The organism is Inquilinus sp. 2KB_23 (assembly GCF_052115705.1).
GTDB classification, from domain to species: domain Bacteria; phylum Pseudomonadota; class Alphaproteobacteria; order DSM-16000; family Inquilinaceae; genus Inquilinus; species Inquilinus ginsengisoli_A.
On sequence record NZ_JBFRHF010000001.1, the window covers coordinates 239,740 to 261,230 of the forward strand.

At 69.9% G+C, this 21,491-nt stretch carries 21 protein-coding genes; 3 read left to right on the forward strand and 18 right to left on the reverse strand.

Features of this window, described 5'->3' with window-relative positions; genetic code table 11:
* Positions 1-6: 6 nt before the first annotated feature.
* The 9 genes from AB4112_RS01075 to AB4112_RS01115 all read right to left on the reverse strand — a co-directional run bounded on the left by AB4112_RS01075 (position 7) and on the right by AB4112_RS01115 (position 9,040).
* A complete protein-coding gene (locus AB4112_RS01075; RefSeq protein ID WP_309801406.1) occupies positions 7-1,059 on the reverse strand; it encodes an S-adenosylmethionine:tRNA ribosyltransferase-isomerase in 1,053 nt (350 codons plus the stop codon).
* Positions 1,056-1,793, reverse strand: coding sequence for an SDR family NAD(P)-dependent oxidoreductase (locus AB4112_RS01080; RefSeq protein ID WP_309801407.1), 738 nt, complete (start codon positions 1,791-1,793; stop codon positions 1,056-1,058). The genes AB4112_RS01075 and AB4112_RS01080 overlap by 4 nt, the downstream gene beginning before the upstream one ends.
* 220 nt (positions 1,794-2,013) lie before the next feature.
* Positions 2,014-3,114: a 5-methyltetrahydropteroyltriglutamate--homocysteine S-methyltransferase gene (locus AB4112_RS01085; RefSeq protein ID WP_441716682.1), complete on the reverse strand. Its 1,101-nt coding sequence runs from the start codon at positions 3,112-3,114 to the stop codon at positions 2,014-2,016.
* A 16-nt stretch (positions 3,115-3,130) separates the two neighbouring features.
* On the reverse strand, positions 3,131-3,859 hold the full coding sequence (locus AB4112_RS01090) for an ABC transporter ATP-binding protein (protein WP_441716684.1): 729 nt from the start codon (positions 3,857-3,859) through the stop codon (positions 3,131-3,133).
* A complete protein-coding gene (locus tag AB4112_RS01095) occupies positions 3,852-4,604 on the reverse strand; it encodes an ABC transporter ATP-binding protein (RefSeq protein ID WP_441716686.1) in 753 nt (250 codons plus the stop codon). The genes AB4112_RS01090 and AB4112_RS01095 overlap by 8 nt, the downstream gene beginning before the upstream one ends.
* On the reverse strand, positions 4,601-5,626 hold the full coding sequence (locus AB4112_RS01100; protein ID WP_309801411.1) for a branched-chain amino acid ABC transporter permease: 1,026 nt from the start codon (positions 5,624-5,626) through the stop codon (positions 4,601-4,603). The genes AB4112_RS01095 and AB4112_RS01100 overlap by 4 nt, the downstream gene beginning before the upstream one ends.
* A complete protein-coding gene (locus AB4112_RS01105; RefSeq protein ID WP_309801412.1) occupies positions 5,623-6,483 on the reverse strand; it encodes a branched-chain amino acid ABC transporter permease in 861 nt (286 codons plus the stop codon). The genes AB4112_RS01100 and AB4112_RS01105 overlap by 4 nt, the downstream gene beginning before the upstream one ends.
* 7 nt (positions 6,484-6,490) lie before the next feature.
* Positions 6,491-7,663 carry an ABC transporter substrate-binding protein gene (locus tag AB4112_RS01110; protein ID WP_441716688.1) on the reverse strand — a complete coding sequence of 391 codons (1,173 nt, stop codon included), beginning with the start codon at positions 7,661-7,663 and terminating at the stop codon, positions 6,491-6,493.
* A 45-nt stretch (positions 7,664-7,708) separates the two neighbouring features.
* On the reverse strand, positions 7,709-9,040 hold the full coding sequence (locus AB4112_RS01115; protein ID WP_441716690.1) for an MFS family transporter: 1,332 nt from the start codon (positions 9,038-9,040) through the stop codon (positions 7,709-7,711).
* A gap of 256 nt (positions 9,041-9,296) precedes the next feature.
* On the opposite strand from AB4112_RS01115, the gene AB4112_RS01120 reads away from it, so the two are divergent.
* Positions 9,297-10,043, forward strand: a complete 747-nt coding sequence (locus AB4112_RS01120) for an IclR family transcriptional regulator domain-containing protein (RefSeq protein WP_309801415.1) — start codon at positions 9,297-9,299, stop codon at positions 10,041-10,043.
* Here the strand turns inward: AB4112_RS01120 and AB4112_RS01125 are convergent.
* The 4 genes from AB4112_RS01125 to AB4112_RS01140 form a co-directional block, all read right to left on the reverse strand.
* Positions 10,040-10,813 carry a coniferyl-alcohol dehydrogenase gene (locus tag AB4112_RS01125; RefSeq protein WP_309801416.1) on the reverse strand — a complete coding sequence of 258 codons (774 nt, stop codon included), beginning with the start codon at positions 10,811-10,813 and terminating at the stop codon, positions 10,040-10,042. The two genes, AB4112_RS01120 and AB4112_RS01125, sit on opposite strands and share 4 nt — an antisense overlap.
* A 54-nt stretch (positions 10,814-10,867) precedes the next feature.
* The gene (locus AB4112_RS01130) at positions 10,868-11,260 is read right to left on the reverse strand and encodes a Rieske (2Fe-2S) protein (protein WP_309801417.1); all 393 of its coding nucleotides are present in this window, start codon (positions 11,258-11,260) and stop codon (positions 10,868-10,870) included.
* Positions 11,257-12,378: a 4-hydroxyphenylpyruvate dioxygenase gene (gene hppD / locus AB4112_RS01135; protein WP_309801418.1), complete on the reverse strand. Its 1,122-nt coding sequence runs from the start codon at positions 12,376-12,378 to the stop codon at positions 11,257-11,259. Before hppD ends, AB4112_RS01130 begins: the two co-directional genes overlap by 4 nt.
* Positions 12,379-12,743: 365 nt before the next feature.
* A complete protein-coding gene (locus AB4112_RS01140; protein WP_309801419.1) occupies positions 12,744-13,517 on the reverse strand; it encodes a ferredoxin--NADP reductase in 774 nt (257 codons plus the stop codon).
* 261 nt (positions 13,518-13,778) lie between these two features.
* On the opposite strand from AB4112_RS01140, the gene AB4112_RS01145 reads away from it, so the two are divergent.
* On the forward strand, positions 13,779-14,978 hold the full coding sequence (locus AB4112_RS01145; protein WP_309801420.1) for an amidohydrolase family protein: 1,200 nt from the start codon (positions 13,779-13,781) through the stop codon (positions 14,976-14,978).
* A gap of 9 nt (positions 14,979-14,987) precedes the next feature.
* Here the strand turns inward: AB4112_RS01145 and AB4112_RS01150 are convergent, their stop codons facing one another.
* Positions 14,988-16,739 carry a calcium-binding protein gene (locus AB4112_RS01150; RefSeq protein WP_441716694.1) on the reverse strand — a complete coding sequence of 584 codons (1,752 nt, stop codon included), beginning with the start codon at positions 16,737-16,739 and terminating at the stop codon, positions 14,988-14,990.
* Positions 16,740-17,041: 302 nt separating this feature from the next.
* Here AB4112_RS01150 and AB4112_RS01155 point away from each other — a divergent pair, with 302 nt between their 5' ends.
* Positions 17,042-17,452, forward strand: a complete 411-nt coding sequence (locus AB4112_RS01155; protein ID WP_441716696.1) for a (R)-mandelonitrile lyase — start codon at positions 17,042-17,044, stop codon at positions 17,450-17,452.
* Positions 17,453-17,592: 140 nt separating this feature from the next.
* Here the strand turns inward: AB4112_RS01155 and AB4112_RS01160 are convergent, their stop codons facing one another.
* From AB4112_RS01160 to AB4112_RS01175, 4 genes are read right to left on the reverse strand one after another with little or no spacing between them, the layout of a single operon-like run.
* Entirely contained in the window at positions 17,593-18,048 is a 456-nt protein-coding gene (locus AB4112_RS01160; protein WP_441716698.1) for a MarR family winged helix-turn-helix transcriptional regulator, read from the reverse strand.
* A 12-nt stretch (positions 18,049-18,060) separates the two neighbouring features.
* Positions 18,061-18,762: an ABC transporter ATP-binding protein gene (locus AB4112_RS01165; protein WP_309801484.1), complete on the reverse strand. Its 702-nt coding sequence runs from the start codon at positions 18,760-18,762 to the stop codon at positions 18,061-18,063.
* Positions 18,762-19,556 carry an ABC transporter ATP-binding protein gene (locus AB4112_RS01170; RefSeq protein WP_441716700.1) on the reverse strand — a complete coding sequence of 265 codons (795 nt, stop codon included), beginning with the start codon at positions 19,554-19,556 and terminating at the stop codon, positions 18,762-18,764. Before AB4112_RS01170 ends, AB4112_RS01165 begins: the two co-directional genes overlap by 1 nt.
* Positions 19,553-21,439, reverse strand: a complete 1,887-nt coding sequence (locus AB4112_RS01175; protein ID WP_441716702.1) for an ABC transporter permease — start codon at positions 21,437-21,439, stop codon at positions 19,553-19,555. The genes AB4112_RS01170 and AB4112_RS01175 overlap by 4 nt, the downstream gene beginning before the upstream one ends.
* Positions 21,440-21,491: the final 52 nt, after the last annotated feature.

Genomic DNA, 21,491 nt, shown 5'->3' on the forward strand with positions numbered 1-21,491 from the left:
TCCGGCCTAGGACGCCAGCCGGCCGCTTTCGAAAGCGCGCCGCCGCTCCAGCATCAGACAGTCGCCGAACTCATGGGCGCGATAGCCCTGCGCCGCCACGGTCTCGAGGGCACGGTCCAGCACCGCGTCATCGGCGAAGGCGCGCAGCAGCTCGAAATGGCTTTCGCCGGGCTGATGCACGCCGGTCAGGATCGCATCCACCACCCGCAGCCGGGTTTCGGCCGTGATCCGCCCGCGGGCCACGCCGGCGCCGGGCCGCACCCGGCCGTCGGCCTGCGCCGCGGCCTCCAGCGCCCGGACCGCGGTGGTGCCGATGGCGATGACCCGCCCGCCCCCGGATTTCGCCCGGCTGATCGCCGCCGCTGTCGGCTGCGGAATGCGGTAGGGCTCGTCGAAAGGCAGCCGCTGGTCCAGCGCGGGGTCGCCGGTCGAAGAGATCCCGGCGGCGTGGGTCAGCGTGGCGAATCCAACGCCGCGCTTCCGCCAGGCGGCCAGCAGGCCCCAATCGAGGGCGAAGCCGGCCGAAGGCGGCTCGAACGCCACGGGGTCGGCGGCGATGCTGGTCCAGACATCCCACAGCGCCAGCGGCTGCGGCACATGGGCGTACTGGATCGGCCGTCCGTGCCGCGCCAGCCCGGCCAGCACGGCGTCACGGCCGCCCAGGAAGTGCAGCCCGACCAGCCGGGGATGGCCGAGGCGCCGCTCGACCATCGCGGCGAGCGGCCCGAGCGCCAGGTGGTCGCCCGGCGCCAGCGGCGGCGGGGGCGGGCGGTCCTCGGTGCGGGTGCGGTGGTCACCGGCGCCGAAGGCGACGGCCACGAAGCGGGTCGGGTCGCCGGCCGTCACCCAGCCGGCCAGCCGCAGCTCGACCAGGCGGCCGCTGGCAGCGTGCAGCCCGTGCAGGCTCGCGGGCAGGGTCGCGGCGTCGTTGGCGACCACCAGGTCGCCGGGGCGCAGCAGCGCCGCCAGCCCGGCGCGGGGCAAGTGCCGCAGCCTGCCCGTCGGGTCGATGGCGCAGAGCCTTGCGGCGCGCCGGTCGGGAGCGTCGGCGGCGATCATGCTGCGGTCCCGACCGGGAGCTCGGCCGCCGGCCGCTCCGCCCGGCCCGGCAAGACGGCGAGGATGGCCTGCACGATCTCCGCGGCCGAGAGTTCGGGCTGCTTCAGGGTCGCGGGGTCGGCGTCGGGCACCGCCAGTGCGTGCAGCGGCGTGTCCATGTCGCCGGGATCGATCGACAGGAACCGCACCCGCTCCTCCTGCGTCTCCTCGGCCCAGATCGCGGTCAGGTGGCGCAGCGCCGCCTTGCTGGCGCCATAGGCGCCCCAGCCGGGATAGGCACTGACCGCGGCGTCGCTGGAGATGTTGACCACCACGGCGCCGCGCCCGTCGCGGGCCGAGGCGGCGAGGGCGCCGAACAGCGCCCGGGTCAGCCGGAACGGCCCGACCAGGTTGATCGCCAGCGCCTCCTCCAGCTGCTCGCATTCGGTGTCGGCCAGCAGCGCCAGCGGCACCGGGCCGAGGCTGGAGGCGTTGTTGACCAGCACGTCGACCCCGCCGAGCCCGGCGGTGACCTGCAGCGCGATCGGGTGGATGTCCTCCTTGCGCCCGACATCGGCGATGATGCCCTGGGCGCCGGTCTCGCGGGCCAGGCGGGCGACGGCGGGGCCGGTGCGGGCGACGAAGGCGACCCGCGCGCCCATCGCGGTCAGCAGGCGGACCAGGGCCAGCCCCAGGCCGGAGGTGCCGCCGGTGACGGCGACGCGAAGCTGGCTCAGATCGATATCGGTCGGCATGGACAGGATGCTCCTCTCGTCAGGAGCCTCCACCGCTACAAGCTCAAGTGCACTTCAGGTCAAGGGGATATTGCAAGTCATATCTTGATTAATGCTCTTCGCCGCCCTCCCTTTCCCTGTCATTGCCGGGCTTGACCCGGCAATCCAGAAGGTGTCGACGCTCTCTGGATGCCCGGGGCAAGCCCGGGCATGACAATGTGACAAAGGGGGAGCGGTGACCCTACCCCCAGACCTCGCGGGCGATCTCGACGATCATCGCCAGCTTGGCCCACTGCTCGTCCTCGGCCAGGGTGTTGCCCTCCTCGGTGCTGGCGAAGCCGCATTGCGGGCTGAGGGCGAGCTGGTCGAGGTCGACGAACTTCGCCGCCTCGTCGATCCGGCGCCGGATGTCGTCCTTCCGCTCCAGCGTGCCGGTCTTCGAGGTGACCAGGCCCAGCACCACGGTCTTGCCCTTGGGCAGGAAGCGCAGCGGTTCGAACCCGCCGGCGCGCTCGGTGTCCCATTCCATGAAATAGGCGTCGGCGCCGATCTGGTTGAACAGCCGCTCCGCCACCGGCTCGTAGCCGCCCGAGGCGATGAAGGTGGAGCGGAAATTGCCGCGGCAGAGATGCATGCTGATCACCATGTCCGCCGGCCGGTTGGCGATGGCGGCGTTCAGCATGCCGGCATAGATCTCCGGCTGCTTCACCGGGTCGTCGCCGCGTTCGGCCAGCATCCGCCGCTGCTCGGGGTCGCAGAGATAGGCGAAGCTGACATCGTCGAGCTGCAGGTAGCGGCAGCCCTCGGCGGCGAAGGCGGCCACCGCCGTGGCATAGGCCCGGCCGAGATCGGCGTAGAACTCCTCCATGTCGGGGTAGACCGCGGGGTCGATCACCTGCCGGCCGCCGCGATAGTGCAGCATGCTGGGCGACGGGATGGTCATCTTCGGCACCCGGGAGGTCGCGGCCTTCAGGAAGCGGAAATGATCCAGCATCGGGTGGCCGGAGAAGCCGAGTTTCCCGGTGACGCGGATGCCCTTCGGCTTCAGCTGGGCGCCCTGGAACTGCACGCCATGGTCCATCCAGAAGCCCTCGACGCCGTCGAGATGCTCCAGGAAGTCGTAATGCCAGAAGGCGCGGCGGAACTCGCCGTCGGTCACGGCCTGCAGGCCGATCTCCTCCTGCTTCCGCACCAGCGTGCGGATCTCCTGGTCCTCGACCGCGCGCAGCTCCCCGGCCGAGATCGCGCCGCGCTCATGCTGCTCGCGGGCGGCCTTCAAGGGTGCGGTGCGCAGCAGGCTGCCGACCATGTCGGCGCGGAAGGGTGGGGTTTGGCGCGGCATGAGACGGTCCCTCTTCTCAATGGTGCGGTGGGCGCGGGCCCTTGCGGGTGACGCCGAGATGGCGGTCCAGGGCGGCGTCGTCGGCCTTCAGCGCGGCGCTGGGCGCGGCATGGACGATGGCGCCGCGCTCCAGGATCACGGCGTGGTCGGTGACCGACAGGATCTTGCGGGCATGCTGCTCGACCACGATAGCCGCGACGCCCTCGTCGCGCAGGATGCGCTTCAGCGCGGCCAGCAACTCCTCGACGATGATCGGCGCCAGGCCTTCGGTCGGCTCGTCCAGCAGCAGCAGCTTCGGGTTCAGCATCAAGGCGCGGGCGATGGCCAGCATCTGCTGTTCGCCGCCCGACAGCTGGTGGCCCAGGTTGCGCCGCCGCTCCTTCAGCCGCGGGAACATCGAATAGGCCCGCTCCGGAGTCCACGGGCCCGGCCGGGCCACCGCGGTCATGTTCTCCTCGACCGTCAGGGACTTGAAGATGTTGCGCTCCTGCGGCACCCAGCCGATGCCGGCCAGCGCCCGGTCCTCCGGCCGCGCCCGGGTCAGGTCGCGGCCGGCCAGAACGACGGTGCCGCCCATCCGGCGGGTGACGCCGATGATGCTGTTCAGCAGCGTGGTCTTGCCGGTGCCGTTGCGGCCCAGCAGCGCTAGGGCCTCGCCCTCGGCCACGGCCAGCGACACGCCGGTGACGACCACGGCCTCGCCATATCCGGCGACCAGATCCCTGACGGTCAGCAGCTCAGCCATCCACCGCCTCCCCGAGATAGACGGCGCGCACCTGGGGATCGGCGGCGATGGCGTCGGGCGTGCCCTCGGTCAGCAGCGTGCCGTTGACCAGGACCGAGATGCGGTCGGCGAAGCTGAACACCAGGTCCATGTCGTGCTCGATCAGCAGCACCGACACGTCCTTCGGCAGCTCGGCGATGGTGGCCAGCAGCTCATGCCGTTCCGCCTCCGGCACGCCGGCCGCCGGCTCGTCCAGCAGCAGCACGCGCGGGCGGCAGGCGAAGGCGGTGGCGATCTCCAGCAGCCGCTGCTTGCCATAGGCCAGGGTGGCGGTGCGCTCGTGCAGCACATCCGCCAGGCGGAAGCGGTCGGCGATCTCCTGGATCTCATCCGTCACATCGGCCTTGCCGCCGGCGACGCGCCACCAGTCGCCGCCGCTGCCCATGCGCTCGGACACCGCCATGCCGATGGTGTCCAGCGGCGTGATGGTGGCGAACAACTGGTTGATCTGGAAGGTGCGGGCCAGGCCGCGCCGGACCCGCAGATGCGGCTTCAGCCCGGTGATGTCCTCGCCGGTCAGCAGCACCCGGCCGGCGCTGGGCGCCAGCACCCCGGTCAGCAGGTTGACGAAGGTGGTCTTGCCGGCACCGTTCGGGCCGATCAGCGCATGCCGGGCGCCGACCTCGATCCGCAGCGACACGTCGTTGGTGGCGACCAGCCCGCCGAAGCGCTTCTGCAGGCCGATGGTCTCCAGCGCCGCGGTCATCGCTCACCTCCAAGGCGGGGGCCGCCTCCGAAGCGGGACAGCAGTGCCGTGACCGGCCAGCGCAAGCCCTGCACCAGCCGGTCGCGGCCGACCAGCACCAGCAGCACCAGGAACGCGCCCAGCCAGAACGACCAGTATTGCGGCGTGATGCCGGCGATCCAGTCCTGCAGGAAGCGGAACAGCACGGCACCGACCGGCCCGCCATACAGGTATCCGGCGCCGCCGATCACCAGCACCAGCAGCACATCGGCCGAACGGTGGAAGTCGAACACGTCGAGCGAGACGAACTGCGTGGTCTGGGCCAGCAGCGCCCCGGCCACCGCGGCATAGGCGGCCGACAGGGTGTAGATGCCGACCAGCCGCCGCGCCACCGGCACGCCGATCGCTCCGGCGCGCAGCGGGTTGTCGCGGATCGCCCGCAGCGACAGGCCGAAGGGCGAATGCACCAGCCGCCGGGCGGCCAGGAACAGCACGAACAGCACCGCCAGGCTGTAGCCATAGGCGGTCTGGCCGTAGAGATCGAACTCGAACAGGCCGAGCACCGGGCCGACCACCATGCCGTTCAGCCCGTCGGCGCCGCCGGTCAGGCCGGCCGCCTGGTTGGCAATTTCGAACAGCAGCAGCGAGACGCCGAGCGTCACCATCAGCCGGGTGAGGTCCGAGCCGCGCAACACCAGGAAGCTGGTGACGAAGCCCAGCGCCGCGCCCACCACGGCGGCGGCAGCCAAGCCCAGCGCCGGCTCGCCGGCGACATGCACGGCCAGCAGGCCGGCGACATAGGCGCCGGTGCCGAAGAAGGCGGCATGGCCGAGCGAGACGATGCCGGCATAGCCCAGGATCAGGTCGAGCGAGAGCGCGAACAGCGCCAGGATCGCGATCTCATTCAGGATCAGATACTGGTCCGGCAGCCCGAACAGGGCGGCCAGCGCCGCCAGCCAGAACAGGATCTCGGGCCAGCGCCAGCGGGCGCGCGACGCGGCCGGGCGGATCGTTGCCGCAGCGGGCAGGGGCGTATCGGTCATCGCGTGCCACCGCGTGCGAACAGGCCCTGCGGCCGCAGGATCAGCACCACGATCATCACGGTGTAGATGACGAAGGAGCCGAAGGCGGGGACGTAGTATTTGCCGGCGACGTCGGCGATGCCCAGCAGCAGGGCGGCCAGGAACGGCCCGGTCAGGCTGGAGGTGCCGCCGACGGTCACCACGATCAGGAAATAGATCATGTATTTCAGCGGGAAGGTCGGGTCGACGCCCAGGATCTCCGCCCCCAGCGCGCCGCCGAGGCCGGCGAGACCGCTGCCGACGGCGAAGGTGGCGGCGAAGATCATGTCGACCCGGATGCCCAGGCCGCGGGCGGCGCGCGGATCGTCCACCGCGGCGCGCAGCCGGCTGCCGAAGCGGGTGCGGGCCAGCACGGCCTGCAGCGCCAGCACCAGCACGCCGCAGATCACGATGATCAGGGCGCGGTAGATGCCGATGCCGACGCCCAGCACCTCGACCCGGCCGCGGAGATAGCCGGGCAGCTGGATGATCTGCTGCTCCGACCCCATCAGGTAGTCGGCGGCGGCGACGGCCATGAACACCAGCCCGATCGAGAACAGCACCTGATCCAGCGGGCTGCGGCGATACAGCTGTCGATACAGCGTCCGCTCCAGCACCAGCCCGGCCAGCGCCGCCGCGGCGAAGGCGGCGGGCAGGCACAGGAAGAACGGCACCTGCCAGCGGCTCATCAGGATGGCGGTGACATAGCCGCCCAGCATGGCGAAGGCGCCATGCGCCAGGTTGATGAAGTTCATCAGCCCCAGCGTCACCGACAGGCCGCAGGCCAGCACGAACAGCAGCATGCCGTAGGCGATGCCGTCGAACAGGATGGTCGCCATGGCGGGCCTACTTCGCGGCCTTGACCGGGTCCTTCACCGCCTCGATGGTCGCGAACTCGACATTGTACAGCGCGCCGTCCTTCCGCTCGACCTTGCGGACATAGACGTTCTGGACGATGTCGCGGGTGTCGGGGTCGATCGAGATCGGGCCGCGCACGCTGGTCCAGCTCATGCCCTTCATGGCGTCGAGCAGCCCCTGGCCGTCGGTGGCGCCGCCGGTCTTCTTCAGCGCCTCGTATATCAGATGCATGCCGTCATAGCCGCCGACCGCCATGAAGTTCGGCCGCAGCCCGTCGTTGGCGGCCAGGAACGCGGCGACGAAGGCCTTGTTCTCCGGGCTGTCATGGGCGGCGGAATAGTGGTGGGTGGTGATGGTGCCCAGCGCCACGTCGCCGATCCTGTCCAGCTGCTCGTCATCGGTGACGTCGCCGGTCGCGATCAGGCGGATGCCGGACTTGTCCAGCCCGCGCTCGACGAACTGCTTCATGAAGATGGCGCCGAAGCCGGACGGCACGAACACGAACACCGCATCCGGCTTGGCGTCGGCGACGCGCTGCAGGAACGGCGCGAAATCCGGGTTCTTCAGCGGCACCTGCAGCTGCTCGGTCACCGTGCCGCCGGCCTTGCCGAAGCGTTCGGCGAAGGCCTTCTGCGCGTCCAGGCCGGGGCCATAGTCGCTGACCAGCGTGACCACCGTCTTGATGCCGTTCTGCGCCGCCCAGTCGGCCAGCGGCACCGTCACCTGCGGCAGGGTGAAGCTGGTGCGGACGATGAAGGGCGACGCCTCGGTGGTCGCCGCGGTGGCGGCGGCCATGATCACCTGCGGCACCTTGGCCTGGGTCGAGATCGGCGCCACGGCGGCGGCCAGCGGGGTCAGGCCGAAGCCGGCCAGCACCGCCACCTTGTCCTTCACCACCAGCTCCTGCGCCAGGCGCTTGGTGACGTCGGCGGTGCCGGTGTCGTCCTTGACGATCAGCTCGATGGTCTTGCCGGCGACGGTGGTGCCGTTCTGCTGCAGGTACAGCCGGGCCGCGGCCTCGATCTCCCGCCCGGTGGAGGCGGAGGGGCCGGTCATCGGCAGGATCAGGCCGATCCTGACCGTGTCCTGCGCCAGCGCCGGCAGCGGGGCCAGAAGGATCGCGGCCAGGGCCGCGGCGGTGAGATGGCGTCGACGCATCATGGTCCTCCCTGTTCTGGTGTGCGGCGGGTTTCTCCCGCCGCTGGATCAGTTGTCTTCGATCATGCTCTTGCTGCGGCTGTCCGGCATCAGGATGGCGACGATGAAGGCGATGGCGCACAGGGCGGTGACGTACCAGGCGAACCAGCCCTCGATCCCGGCATCCTTCAGCCACAGCGCCACATACTCGGCGCTGCCCCCGAAGACGGCGTTGGCGATGGCGTAGGACAGGCCGACGCCCAGGGCGCGGCAGCTCATCGGGAACATCTCGGCCTTCACCAGCCCGCTGATCGCCGTGTAGAAGCTGACCGCGGCCAGCCCGCACAGGATCAGCCCGAAGGCGGCGAAGGGATTGGTCACCGTGCCGATGGCGCCCAGCAGCGGCACCGTGCTCAGCGTGGTCAGCAGGCCGAAGGCCAGCATGTTGTTGCGCCGGCCGATGCGGTCGGACAGGGCGCCGAACAGCGGCTGCACCACCATGTAGACGAACAGCACCGCGGTCATCACCAGGCTCACCGTGCTGGTGGCCATATGGGCGGTGTTGACCAGGTATTTCTGCATGTAGGTGGTGTAGGTGTAGAAGATCAGCGACCCGCCGGCGGTGAAGCCCAGCACCGTCATGAAGGCCCGCGGGTGCTGCAGCAGGGCGCCGATCGTGCCGGCATCCTTGGATTTGCGGGCATCCTCGGAGCTGGTCTCGATCAGCGACCGGCGCAGATACAGCGCGACGACGGCGGCGACCGCCCCGATCACGAAGGGAACGCGCCAGCCCCAGGCCCGGATCTCGTCGCCGGACAGGGTCAGTTCCAGCACCACCACGACCAGGCTTGCCAGCAGCTGGCCGCCGATCAGCGTGACGTATTGGAAGGAGGCGAGGAAGCCGCGGTTTCCGCGCGCCGCCACCTCGCTCATATAGGTGGCGCTGGTGCCGTATTCGCCGCCGACCGACAGCCCCTGCACCAGGCGGGCCAGCAGCAGCAGGACCCCCGCCGCGGTGCCGATGGTGTCGTAGGTCGGCAGCACCGCGATCGCCAGCGACCCGGCGCACATCATCAGCACCGACAGCACCATCGAGGTGCGGCGGCCGTGCCGGTCGGCGATGCGGCCGAACACCCAGCTGCCGATCGGCCGCATCAGGAAGCCGACGGCGAAGATGCCCGCGGTGGCCAGCAGCTGGCTGGTGCGGTCGCCCTTGGGGAAGAAGGCGCCGGCGAAATAGATCGAGGTGAAGGCGTAGGTGTAGAAGTCGTACCACTCGACCAGGTTGCCGGACGAGCTGCCGACGATGGCGAAGATCCGGCCGCGGGTGCTGAGCGCGGCGACGGCGGCATTCTGGATCGGTGCCGTCAGCGGCCGGTCTTCGGGGATGGATGCGACCATGCGGGTGTCCTTCGCCTCGTCACGCCATTGCGGGTCGGGGCAAGCGCGGGGCCGGGCCATGGCCCGCCGCGGCACAGGTCGCCGGAAGGGTGACGGTCTTCGCCATCCCGGACGCTTCCCCCATCTTTCCTGCGTTTTTTCTACCCTGCTGTCTTGTGCCGGGGCGTGGATCGGGTCAAGGATCGGTTCGCAGAACGGATGCCTTGTTCGCAAAACGAACAAATGGGGAGGAGCCACTCTGCAGCGAACCGAGCAGGTGCTGTCGTTCCGCAAGGGGCTGGACGTGATCCGCAGCTTCGGCGCGGGGCACCGTCGCCAGACCATCACCGAGGCGGCTTCCCGCACCGGCCTGACCCGGGCGGCCGCCCGGCGCTTCCTGCTGACCCTGTGCGAGGCCGGCTATGCCCGCAGCGACGGCAAGCATTTCGAGCTGACCCCAGCGATCCTGACCATTGGCCACAGCTTCCTGTCGGGGATGGGCGAGCTGGAGCGGGTGCGCGACGCGCTGCTGGAGCTGACGCGTCGCCTCGGCGAATCCTCCTCCGCCGCCATGCTTGACGGCACAGCCATCACCTATGTTGCGCGGTCGCCGGCGCCGCACCGGATCATGACGGTCGGGCTGGGCGTCGGCACCCGCCTGCCGGCGCATGCCACCTCGATGGGCCAGGCGCTGCTGGCGACGCTGCATCCGCGTGAGCTGGAACGCTATTTCGAGGCGGCGGTGCTGGAGCGGTTCACCGCGCACACGTTGACGAGCCGGACCGAACTGGCCGCCCGGCTTGCCGAGATCCGCACCCGCGGCTACGCGCTGGTGTCGGAGGAGCTGGAGGCGGGGCTGTGTTCGATCGCGGTGGCGGTGCCCGGCGGCATCTCGGCCGGCAGCCTGGCGATCAACCTCAGCGCCCCGGCGTCGCGGGTGGGGGCGGTGGAGATGCAGGCCCGCTTCCTGCCGGCGCTGCAGGAGGCGGCGCGCGCCATCGTCCTGGCAGTGCCTCGGAGCTAAAGCCTGTGCCGGCGGTCCAGCACATGGGCGTAGAGGCCGCCATCGGCCGGAATGTTGGCACCGCGGATCCAGGCCGAGGCATCGGACAGCAGGAAGCCGACCACGGGGGCGATGTCCTCCGGCCGGCCGGCCCGGTCCATCACCGCCATGTCCTGTTCGGCCCGGGCACCCAGCGTCGCCACGAAATCCTTCAGAATCGGCGTGTCGACCGGGCCGGGGCTGACGGCGTTCATGCGGATGCCGCGGTCGCGCCAGGTCCAGCGGTGCCGCAGGGTCCAGGCGATCAGCGCTTCCTTGGAGAAGAAATAGCTGCGGGCGCCGGCGATGCCGTGGTCCCGGCAGAACGCCTCCACGTCTTCGAACGCAAGGTCTTGGCTGGCGCGCACGGCCGGCAGCGCCTCGGCCCAGTCCAGCCCGGCCAGCGAGGCCAGGTTCACGATGGCGGCGCCGTCGGCCAGATTCGGCACCAGTCGGGTGGTCAGGTGCTTCAGCCCGACGAAGTTGACCCGCAGCACCTCCGCCGCCGGCCGGGTCGGCGGCAGGCCGGCGATGTTGGCCAGGCCATGGGCGCCGGCGGGCAGCGCCGCGACCAGGGCGTCGATCGACGCGCGGTCGGACAGGTCGGCCGCGAAGAACGCGTCGACCGGGTCGGCGGGTTGGTGGCGGTCGACCGCGATCACCCGGCCGCCCCAGGCCTGCACCAGCCGGGCCGTCGCGGCGCCGATGCCGGAGGCAGCACCCGTGACGATGATGGTCTTGCCGGTCAGCATGCTCGGGGCCCCGTCGCGATCAAGGCCCTTCCATAGCACTCGCGGCCGTCGACCTCACCCCATCACGATGGCGCCGTTCTCGACCCGGACCGGGATGGCGTCGAGGCCGCAATCGGCGGGGCCGGAGACGGGGCGGCCGTCATCGGCGTCGAACTCGGCGAAGTGGTTGGAGCAGACCAGGCGGGCACCGTCCTCGCTCAGCAGGCTGCCGCCGCGCCAGCTCAGCGGCAGCCAGTTGTGCGGGCAGGCGTCGAGGAAGGCGCGCACCGCGTCGCCGTGGCGGACCAGCAGCATCGAGAACACGCGCCGTCCGCTTCCGAAGGACAGCACGCGGACGCCGGGATCCTCGATCTCGTCCACCCGCCCCAGCGCGGTGCCGGGCGCCGGGGCCTGCGGGTGCCGGCGCCAGGCCGGCCCCGCCTCCGGCGCGAAGGGGTTGCCGTTCACGCCGCGTCGCTGTCGGCCGACAGCACGCCGCGCCGGATCTGGTCCTCCTCGATGCTCTCGAACAGGGCGCGGAAATTGCCCTCGCCGAAGCCGTCATCGCCCTTGCGCTGGATGAACTCGAAGAAGATCGGGCCGATCACGGTCTGCGAGAAGATCTGCAGCAGGGTCTTGGTGTAGCCGCCCTCGACCACGCCTTCACCGTCGATCAGGATGCCCAGGTCGCGCAGCTTTTCCACCGGCTCGCCATGCTTGGGCAGCCGGTCGGCGATCTTCTCGTAATAGGTGTCGGGCGGGGCCGGCATGAAGGCCAGGCCGTTGTCGGCCAGCTGGCTGACCGAGGCATAGATGTCGCGGCTGCCCATGGCGACATGCTGGATGCCCTCGCCTTTGTATGCCCGCAGATATTCCTCGATCTGGCTCTTCTCATCCGCGCTTTCGTTGATCGGGATGCGGATCTTGCCGTCCGGGCTGGTCAGGGCGCGCGAGAACAGCCCGGTCATCTTGCCGTTGATGTCGAAGTAGCGGATCTGCCGGAAGTTGAAGAGCCTGGTGTAGAAGCCGGTCCAGACATCCATCTGGCCGCGATGGACGTTGTGGGTCAGGTGGTCGAGATAGTAGAGGCCGGCGGCCTCCGGGTGCGGCTCGGCCTCGCCGGTCCACTCGAAGTCGACATCGTAGATCGAGCCCTTGGCGCCATAGCGGTCGACGAAATACAGCAGCGACCCGCCGATGCCCTCGATCGCCGGGATCTGCAGTTCGCCGGCATTGACCCGGCTCTCGACCGGCTTGGCACCCAGCGCCACCGCGCGCCGGAAGGCGTGCCCGGCATCGGCGACGCGGAAGGCCATGGCGCAGGCGCAGGGGCCGTGCTTGCGGGCGAAGTCGCTGGCGAAGCTGTCGGGCTCGGCATTGACGATGAAGTTGATGTCGCCCTGGCGGTACAGCGTCACCCGCTTGGACTTGTGCCGCGCCACCGGGGCGAAGCCCATGGTCTCGAACAGCGCGCCCAGCTTCTCCGGCTCGGCGGAGGCGTATTCGACGAATTCGAAGCCGTCCGTGCCCATCGGGTTGGCCTCGGTGATCTCGGCCGGCGGCGCGTCGTGCGGATAGGGGCCCATCGGGTGCTCCTGGCGTGGCGGATCTTCCAGGATGATACCAGCGCCGACGTGGGCGTTCCGTGCGAAAGCGGGTCGCGCGGCAGGTTGTCCTGCTCGGTTTGCGCATGGATGGGCAGGTTTTTGCAGGAAGATGGCACAGATGACGAAGCCATCCTTCCCTTATTGTCATTGCCCGGCTTGACCGGGCAATCCAGGGGCTTTCGAGAGCGCTGCCTGCCGGCCCCTGGATGCCACCCCTCGGACTTGATCCGGGGCAAGCCGTGGCATGACAATTGAGGGAGGCGGCCCCAAAAAGCATCAGGGGCCGCCGGATCGCTCCGGCAGCCCCTTGGCATTCCATCGCCGGCGGCAGCGCCGCCCTGAGCTTACTTCTCGACGAAGGCCTTCTCGATGACGTAGTGGCCGGGCTCGCCGTGGTTGCCCTCGCTGAAGCCGCTGCCCTCGAGCATGATCTTGAGGTCGGCCAGCATCTGCGGGCTGCCGCACAGCATCACCCGGTCGTGCTCGGCTTCCAGCGCCGGCAGGCCGATGTCGGTGAAAAGCTGGCCCGAGGTGATCAGGTCGGTGATCCGGCCGCGGTTGCGGAACGGCTCGCGCGTCACGGTCGGGTAGTAGATCAGCTTGCTGCTGATCTCCTCGCCCAGGAACTCGTCCTGCGGCAGGTCCTTGGTGATCAGCTCGCCATAGGCCAGCTCGCTGACCTGGCGGCAGCCATGCAGCAGCACGACCTTCTCGAAGCGCTCATAGGTCTCGGGGTCGCGGATCAGGCTCATGAACGGCGCCAGGCCGGTGCCGGTGCCCATCAGGTACAGGTTGCGGCCGGGCAGCAGGTTGTCCAGCACCAGGGTGCCGGTGGCCTTGCGGCCGACGATGACCGGGTCGCCTTCCTTCAGATGCTGCAGGCGCGAGGTCAGCGGCCCGTTCTGCACCTTGATCGAGAAGAACTCGAGGCCGTCCTCGTAGTTCGGGCTGACCACGCTATAGGCGCGCAGCAGCGGCTTGCCCTCGACCTGGATCCCGATCATCGTGAACTGGCCGTTCTTGAACCGGAAGGTCGGGTCGCGCGTGGTCTTGAAGCTGAACAGCGTGTCGGTCCAATGGTGGACGCTCAGGACCCGCTCTTCGTAGAAATTGCTCACCGCTCGTGCTCCCTGACGCTCGTGCCCACGCGCAAGGCGCGGACTATGGCCCCGCGCGCGAAGCGCGGAATGTGACCGACGACCTCGTTCATGTCGATGCCGATACGACTTTTCGGCTGCGACGAATTCGCAAGGCACCCTTGCTTGGGTGATTTATTGTTTGTATACAAACAATAAATACGGGCGATCGGCCGTAATGTCAATCGCTCACGACAGGTGAAGGCAGCCCGGCACGGGCGCAGCGATCAAAAGGAACGTCCCATGGCGCATGACGAGCCGCAGAAGCCGGCCGGCCCGGCCAAGCTGGTGATCCGCAACATCGGCCTGCTGCTGAGCGGCAAGCTGGAGGCGCCGATCCTCGACGCCGACACCGTGGTCGCGATCGACGGCCGCATCGCCGCCATCGGGCGCGAGAAGGATGTCGACACCGAAGGCGCCACCACCGTGATCGACGCCCATGGCACCACGCTGGCGCCCGGCCTGATCGACAGCCACGTCCACCCTGTCATCGGCGACTGGACGCCGCGGCAGAACCAGATCGGCTGGATCGACAGCAGCCTGCATGGCGGCGTCACCACCATGATCTCGGCCGGCGAGGTGCATCTGCCCGGCCGGCCGCGCGACATCGTCGGGCTGAAGGCGCTGGCGATCACGGCGCAGCGCAGCTTCTCCGCCTTCCGCCCCTCCGGCGTGAAGCTCCATGCCGGCGCGCCGGTGATCGAGCACGAGATGGAGGAGCAGGACTTCAAGGATTTGGCCGATGCCGGCGTCACCCTCTTGGGCGAGATCGGCCTGGGCGGGGTCAAGGACGGCCCGACCGCCAACCGCATGGTCGGCTGGGCCCGCAAATACGGGATCCAGAGCACGATCCACACCGGCGGCCCCTCGATCCCCGGTTCCGGCCTGATCGACAAGGACGTGGTGCTGGAGACCGACGCCGACGTCGTCGGCCACATCAATGGCGGCCACACCGCCCTGCCGGACGGCCAGATCCGCTGCATCTGCGAGGGCTGCAAGCGCGGGCTGGAACTGGTGCATAACGGCAATGAGCGGGCGGCGCTGTTCACCATGCGCACGGCCAAGGAGATGGGGCAGCTCGACCGCGTCATCCTCGGCACCGACGCGCCGGCCGGCTCCGGCGTGCAGCCCCTGGGCATCCTGCGCATGGTGTCGATGCTGTCGTCGCTGGGCGGGGTGGCGGCCGAAACCGCCTTCTGCTTCGCCACCGGCAACACCGCGCGGATGCGCAAGCTCGACGCCGGCATCATCGAAACCGGCTGGTCGGCCGATTTCGTGTTCCTGGATACGGCGCAGCATTCCGCCGGCACGTCGATGCTGGAAAGCGTGCAGCTGGGCGACCTGCCGGGCGTCGGCATGACCGTGATCGACGGCGTGGTGCGCAGCCAGCGCAGCCGCAACACCCCGCCGGCGACCCGGGTGCCCGTGGTCGTTAAGGGGTAGGGACCCCTCTTACAGCACGAAGTCGGCGGCGGTCAGCGCCGGAAAGGCGAAGACGTGGGCCAGGAAGTCGGCGCGCTGGTCGCCGTCCACATCCAGCCGGATCTGGACGTGGCCCCCGCCGCCGACCGGCACGATCAGCAGCTCGGCCCCGGCGCCGGTGAACCCGCCGGTGACGATGGTGAAGGCGGTGTCGCCATTGGCGGCATTGCCATCCGCGTCGATGGCGCCGAGGTCGATGATGTCGCCCTCGGCGGCTGAGAAGCCCGAAATCATGTCGCGGTTGCCGTTCGGCTCGGTGGGGACCGCATCGGTGACGGCGGTGAAGACATAGCGGTCCGCGCCCGCGCCGCCTTCCATGAAATCCTGGCCGGCGCCGCCGACCACGATGTCCGCGCCTTCATAGCCATAGAGATAGTCGTTGCCGCCGTTGCCGCGCAGCGTGTCGTCGCCGGCGCCGCCCGACAGGATGTCGAGATTCTGCGCCCCTTCCAGGATGTCGTCCCCACCCTCGCCGCTGAAGCTGTTCAACCCGCCCAGGCCGCGGAAGTTGTTGGCGTCGCCGTCGCCGCGCATCGAACAGCCCGCGATCCGGCTGCCCTCGATGATCTCGATGCCGCTGAGGTACTGGTCGCCCCGGGCGTCGCCGAAGGCGCGGCCCGGCTCGGTCAGGTCGACCGTCACGCCGGTCACGCTGCTGGCATAGCTGACGATGTCGATACCGTCGCCGCCGATGAAGCTGTCGGCACCGGCGCCGCCCTCCAGCACGTCGTCGCCGCCGCCGCCGTCCAGCAGGTCGGCGCCGCCCGCCCCGAACAGGGTGTCGCCATGGGCGCCGCCGGCCAGGCTGTCGGCGAAGCGGCTGCCGCGGATGATCTCGATGGCATCGCCGAAGCTGTCGCCCTCGGCGTCGCCGCCATGGTTCGCGCCGGTGCCGAGATCGACGGCGATGCCGGCCTGGCTGTGGGCATAGTCGACCGTGTCGGTGCCGATCCCGCCGGTGAAGACATCGGCGCCGGCGCCGCCCTGCAGGACATCGTCCCCGCCACCGCCCTGAAGGTCGTCGTCGCCGTCCAGCCCGTTCAGGCTGTCATCCGCGTCGCCGCCGGTCAGGCTGTCGCCGAACAGGCTGCCGTCCAGGATCTCGACCCGGTCGAAGAAGCGGTCGCCCTCGGCGAAGCCGCCATGGGCGGTGCCCGCGGCCAGATCGATGACCACCCCGGCGTCGCTGATGGCGTAGCTGACCCCGTCCTGGCCGGCGCCGCCGAGGAAGCTGTCGCCGCCCTGGCCGCCGCGCAGCAGGTCGTCGCCGCTGCCGCCGTCGAGATAATCCGCGCCGCTGCCGCCGTCGAGGATGTCGTCGCCGTCGAGGCCGCGCAGCGTGTCGTCTCCCGCCAGGCCGCGCAGGGCATTGGCGTTGCCGTCGCCGACGAGGCTGTCGTCGAACAGGCTGCCGCGCACGATCTCGAAGCTGTCGAGGGTGATGTCGCCCTCGGCGCCGCCATGGTTGAGGCCGGTGGTCAGGTTGACCGAGACCCCGCTGGCGCTGTCGCCGTAGTTCAGGATGTCGATGCCGTCGCCGCCGATGAAGGTGTCGGCCCCGAGCCCGCCATAGAGGTTGTCGTCGCCGGCCCCGCCTTCGAGCCAGTCGTCCCCGCCCAGCCCGCGCAGCAGGTCGTTGCCGCCGAGGCCGTAGAGGTTGTCGTTGCCAGTGTCGTCGCCGAACAGGCGGTCGTCGCCTTCGGTGCCCGGAATCGTCGTCATCTCTCCCCCTGTCGAGATCCGTGGTCGGTCCCGGCGTTCGCCCCGGGACATGCGTTGGCGGTCTGAATGCGAGGACCGCTGCTGATTTGAAATGCCGGTCGAAATCTTCTTACGGAGATCAGTCTAAAGATTTCAATCCAGCGAAGTCCATGAAATCTTGATGAAGCCCGGCGCAGCGGCAGGCTTGCGACGTTTGCCCGCGCAGTGGCGATCGCGGCCCATCGCCGGCGGCAACTGGCCTATCATATCCCCTCATCCGGCGCCCCATGGCGGCGGTCGAACCGATCAGGCGGAGAGAAGCGATGAAGGTGATCAAGGCTGCGGCGCGGACCAGCAAGCCGGCGCCGGCCGACTATTTCACCGGCGCGGTGTGGATGAACGAGGTCGTGGTCGCCGACGGGCCCTCGCGGCTGAACGCGTCGCTGGTGACCTTCAGCCCGGGGGCCCGGACCAACTGGCACACCCATCCGATCGGCCAGCTGCTGTATGTCACCACGGGCATCGGCCAGGTGCAGAAGCGCGGCGAGCCGCCGATCCGGCTGCAGCCGGGCGACACCGTGGTGATCCCGCCGGATGTCGAGCATTGGCACGGCGCAGTGCCCAACCACGTCTTCGCCCACCTGGCGATGTGGGAGACCGAAGGCTCCGGCACGGTCTGGCTCGACCGGGTGTCCGACCTCGAGGCGGCGACCGTGCAGGCGATCCCGGCTTAGGCCGGCTCACTGTCGCTACGCCTCTCACTTGTCATGCCACGGTCAAGCCGGGCAATGACAATGAAAACCTAGCTCATTCCTGTGGAATCGCTCAGCCGGGCCGGGGATGACGGCGGGGAAGCAGCCCGCTGCCGACCGCCTCAGCTCAGCTTCCGCAGTAGCGCGATCAGTTGGTTCCGCTCGGCATCGTCCAGCGGAGCCAGCGTCTCCTCGGTGATGCGCAGGGCGTTGGGCGCGGTGCGTTCGGCCAAGGCGTGGCCGGCGGGGCTCAGCGCCACCTCCAGCCGGCGGCCGTCCTCCGGGTCGGGGCGGGTCTCGATCAGCCCGCGCTTGCCCAGCCGGTCGACCACGCCCTTGATCGTCGCCGCATCCATCGCGGTGCGCCGGCCCAGCCGGTTCTGCGAACAGGGACCGCGTTCCTGCAGCTTGGCCAGCACCGCCCATTGCGTGGCGGTCAGGTCGTCGCCGATGCCGGCGGCGAACAGCGCGGCATGGCGCTGGCTGACCTGGCGCAGGATGAAGCCGATCTGGTCGTCGAGATGGTAGGGCCCCTCGGGGGCCTTGCGCCGGCGGGTCGCGGGTGCGGATACGGTCATCGCGGCTTCCTATCACACCGCCAGATAGGCGTCGCGGATCTCCGGCTGCGCTTCCAGCTCCGCCATGGTTCCGCCGAAGCGGATGCGGCCGCTCTCGATGATGTAGGCGCGGTCGCTGATCAGCCGGGCGAAATGCAGGTTCTGCTCGGACAGCAGGACGCTCAAGCCCTCGCGCTTCATCGCCAGGATGGCGTCGGCCATCTGCTCGACGATCTTCGGCGCCAGCCCCTCCGACGGCTCGTCCAGCAGCACCAGCGACGGGTTGCCCATCAGGGTGCGGGCGATGGTCAGCATCTGCTGCTCGCCGCCGCTCATCCGCCCACCCAGCCGGCCGCGCATCTCGGCCAGGTTGGGGAACAGGGCGTACAGCCGCTCCGGCGTCCAGTCCGGCACGCCCGGCCGCGACGGCTGGCGTCCGACGGCCAGGTTCTCCTCCACCGTCAGGTCGGTGAAGATGCGCCGGTCCTCGGGCACATAGCCCAGCCCGGCACGGGCGATCTCATAGGTCGCGCGGGTCGAGATCTCGGCGCCGCCGAACTGGATGCGGCCCTCGCGCCGCGGCACCAGCCCGACCAGCGAGCGGAAGGTGGTGGATTTGCCGGCGCCGTTGCGGCCGAGGAAGGCGACCACCTCGCCGGCGCCGACCTCGAAGCCGACATCGAACAGGATATGCGCCGGGCCGTAATGGGCGTTGAGGCCGGAGACGGTCAACATCACGCAGTCACCTCTTGCCGGTGCCGGGCATCGTAGACCAGGCCGTCGCCGAGATAGACCGCGCGGACCTGAGGGTCGCGGCGCACCGTGTCGGGCGGGCCCTCGGCGATCAGCGCGCCGCGGTTCAGCACCATGATCCGGTCGGCATGTTCGAACACCACATCCATGTCGTGCTCGGTGAACAGCACGCCGATCTGCCGCTCCCGCGCGATGGTCGCGGTCAGGCGCATCAGCTCGACCCGTTCCTTCGGCGCCATGCCGGCGGTCGGCTCGTCCATCAGCAGCAGCTTCGGGTCGTTGGCCAGGGCGATCGACAGCTCCAGCCGCTTGACGTCGCCATAGGCCAGCTCGCCGCAGGCCCGCCCGGCCGCATCACCCAGCCCGACGAGGTCGAGCAGCGCGTCGGCCTCGCCGCGATGGGCCCGGCCGGCAAAGCCGAAGCCGGCCAAACTCGTCGTGGATATGGGGCGGTGCGACAGCAGCGCGGTCTGCACATTCTCGCGCACCGTCATCGAGGCGAAGGTGGCGGCGATCTGGAAGGTGCGGCCGACGCCCAGGCGCCAGACGCGGCGCGGCGCCAGGCCGGTGGTGTCGCGCCCCATCAGCCGGATGCGGCCGCCATCGGGCCGGATCTGGCCGTTCAGCATGTTGAAGCAGGTGCTCTTGCCGGCGCCGTTCGGGCCGATCAGGGCCAGGATCTCGCCGGCCTGCAGCGTGAAACCGACGCCGCGCACCGCCTGCACCCCGGCATAGGATTTGGCCAGGCCCTCGACCTGCAGCAGCGGCGGGCTCATTCCGCGGCCTCCATGGGGGATGCGGCGGCCGAAACCGAGGCGGCCCCCTTCCGCCGCCTTCCGCGGACCTCCTCGACGAAGCCGACCAGGCCCTTGGGGAAGGCCACGACCAGCAGCACGATGATGCCGCCCAGGATCAGCTTCGACAGGTCGGTCTGGCTGACCAGCCAGATCGCCAGCGCCTTGTAGACGATGGCGCCGACCACGGCGCCGGAGACGGTCTCGATGCCGCCCAGCAGCACCATCACCAGCCCGTCGATCGACACCGGGATGCCGAGATTGTCGGGGAAGACGCTGCCCTTGAGGAAGGCGAACATCGCCCCGGCCAGCCCGGCCATGGTGCCGGCGACCAGGAAGGCGACCCATTGCACCTTGGGCCGGCCGATGCCGATCGCCTCGGCCCGCTGGGGCGAATCCCTCACCCCGCGCAGGGCGTAGCCGAAGGGCGAGAAGGTCAGGATGCGCAATACGGCGATGCCGGCGGCGGCGACCGCCAGCGCCAGCCAGTAGAAGCCGGCAGGGCTGGAGGCCCAGGCGGACGGCCAGATTCCCAGCATGCCGTTGTCGCCGCCGGTGACCTCGACCCATTGGGTGGCGACCGACCAGGCGATCTGGGCGAAGGCCAGGGTCAGCATGGCGAAATAGACGCCGGACAGCCGCACGCAGAAGGCGCCGAACAGGGCGGCGCCCAGCAGCCCGAACAGCGGGCCGGCCAGCAGCGCCGCCTCCATCGGCAGCCCCAGCGCCTTGACCGCGAAGGCCGCGCCATAGGTGCCGAGGCCGAAATAGGCGGCATGGCCGAAGGAGGCGAGGCCGCCGGTGGTCATCAGGAACTGCAGGCTGGCGGCGAACAGGGCGAAGATCGCGATCTCGGTGGCGACGGTCAGGGCATAGGCGCCGGCCACGGTCGGCAGCAGGGCGGCGGCCGCGACCACCACCAGCAGGACGATGCGCTCGGTTTTGCCGAAGGGCCGCCACGGCCGCAGGCCGATGCCGACGGTGGGCCGCGCCGCCGCCTCGGGCTTGCCCAGCAGGCCCCAGGGGCGGACCACCAGCACGCAGGCCATCACCAGGAACACCAGCACCAGCGAGATGGTGGGGAAGACCAGGATGCCGAAGGCGTTCAGCTCCGACACCAGCACCGCGGCGATGAACGCGCCGGGCACGCTGCCCAGGCCGCCGATCACCACCACGACGAAGACCTCGACGATGATGCGCAGATCCATGCCGTGGCTGACCGCGTCGCGCGGGATCTGCAGGGCGCCGCCCAGCCCGGCCAGGAAAACGCCGAGCGCGAAGACGCTGGTGAACAGCCATTTCTGGTTCACGCCGAGGGCGGCGACCATGTCGCGGTCCTGGGTCGCGGCCCGCACCAGCACGCCCCAGCGGGTGCGCCGGAACAAGAGCCACAGCAGGCCCAGCACCACGGGTCCGAGGATGATCAGGAACAGGTCGTACAGCGGCAGCGGCTGGCCGAAGACCTGCACCGCGCCGCGCAGCCCCGGCGCCCGCCGGCCGACCAGATCCTCCGGCCCCCAGATCAGGACCACGAGGTCCTCGACCATCAGGGTGACGCCGAAGGTGGCCAGCAGCTGGAACAGCTCCGGCGCGCGGTAGATCCGGCGCAGCAGCACGATCTCCAGCAGCGCGCCCAGCACCGCGACGGCCAAGGCGGCCAGCACCAGCGCGGCCCAGAAGCCGACCGCGCCGGACAGCCGCTCTGTCAGGGTGTAGGCGAGGTAGGCGCCCAGCATGTAGAAGGCGCCATGCGCGAAGTTCACGATCCGCGTCACGCCGAAGATGATCGACAGGCCCGACGCCACCAGGAACAGCGAAGCGGCGCTGGCGAGGCCGGTCAGGAACTGGGCGACGAGGAAATCCACCAAGCCTCTCCCGTTACTTGTTCTAGTCCCCCCTCCCCCTGCGGGWGGGGGT

What these genes read in the sequence shown, in the direction of transcription:
- AB4112_RS01085 (WP_441716682.1), bottom strand. Translation starts at nt 3,114, where the DNA reads ATGCCGCGCCAAACCCCACCCTTCCGCGCCGACATGGTCGGCAGCCTG.
- AB4112_RS01080 (WP_309801407.1), bottom strand. Translation starts at nt 1,793, where the DNA reads ATGCCGACCGATATCGATCTGAGCCAGCTTCGCGTCGCCGTCACCGGC.
- AB4112_RS01165 (WP_309801484.1), bottom strand. Translation starts at nt 18,762, where the DNA reads ATGTTGACCGTCTCCGGCCTCAACGCCCATTACGGCCCGGCGCATATC.
- AB4112_RS01110 (WP_441716688.1), bottom strand. Translation starts at nt 7,663, where the DNA reads ATGATGCGTCGACGCCATCTCACCGCCGCGGCCCTGGCCGCGATCCTT.
- AB4112_RS01105 (WP_309801412.1), bottom strand. Translation starts at nt 6,483, where the DNA reads ATGGCGACCATCCTGTTCGACGGCATCGCCTACGGCATGCTGCTGTTC.
- AB4112_RS01150 (WP_441716694.1), bottom strand. Translation starts at nt 16,739, where the DNA reads ATGACGACGATTCCGGGCACCGAAGGCGACGACCGCCTGTTCGGCGAC.
- AB4112_RS01075 (WP_309801406.1), bottom strand. Translation starts at nt 1,059, where the DNA reads ATGATCGCCGCCGACGCTCCCGACCGGCGCGCCGCAAGGCTCTGCGCC.
- AB4112_RS01145 (WP_309801420.1), top strand. Translation starts at nt 13,779, where the DNA reads ATGGCGCATGACGAGCCGCAGAAGCCGGCCGGCCCGGCCAAGCTGGTG.
- AB4112_RS01125 (WP_309801416.1), bottom strand. Translation starts at nt 10,813, where the DNA reads ATGCTGACCGGCAAGACCATCATCGTCACGGGTGCTGCCTCCGGCATC.
- AB4112_RS01170 (WP_441716700.1), bottom strand. Translation starts at nt 19,556, where the DNA reads ATGAGCCCGCCGCTGCTGCAGGTCGAGGGCCTGGCCAAATCCTATGCC.
- hppD (WP_309801418.1), bottom strand. Translation starts at nt 12,378, where the DNA reads ATGGGCCCCTATCCGCACGACGCGCCGCCGGCCGAGATCACCGAGGCC.
- AB4112_RS01100 (WP_309801411.1), bottom strand. Translation starts at nt 5,626, where the DNA reads ATGACCGATACGCCCCTGCCCGCTGCGGCAACGATCCGCCCGGCCGCG.
- AB4112_RS01095 (WP_441716686.1), bottom strand. Translation starts at nt 4,604, where the DNA reads ATGACCGCGGCGCTGGAGACCATCGGCCTGCAGAAGCGCTTCGGCGGG.
- AB4112_RS01160 (WP_441716698.1), bottom strand. Translation starts at nt 18,048, where the DNA reads ATGACCGTATCCGCACCCGCGACCCGCCGGCGCAAGGCCCCCGAGGGG.
- AB4112_RS01155 (WP_441716696.1), top strand. Translation starts at nt 17,042, where the DNA reads ATGAAGGTGATCAAGGCTGCGGCGCGGACCAGCAAGCCGGCGCCGGCC.
- AB4112_RS01090 (WP_441716684.1), bottom strand. Translation starts at nt 3,859, where the DNA reads ATGGCTGAGCTGCTGACCGTCAGGGATCTGGTCGCCGGATATGGCGAG.
- AB4112_RS01115 (WP_441716690.1), bottom strand. Translation starts at nt 9,040, where the DNA reads ATGGTCGCATCCATCCCCGAAGACCGGCCGCTGACGGCACCGATCCAG.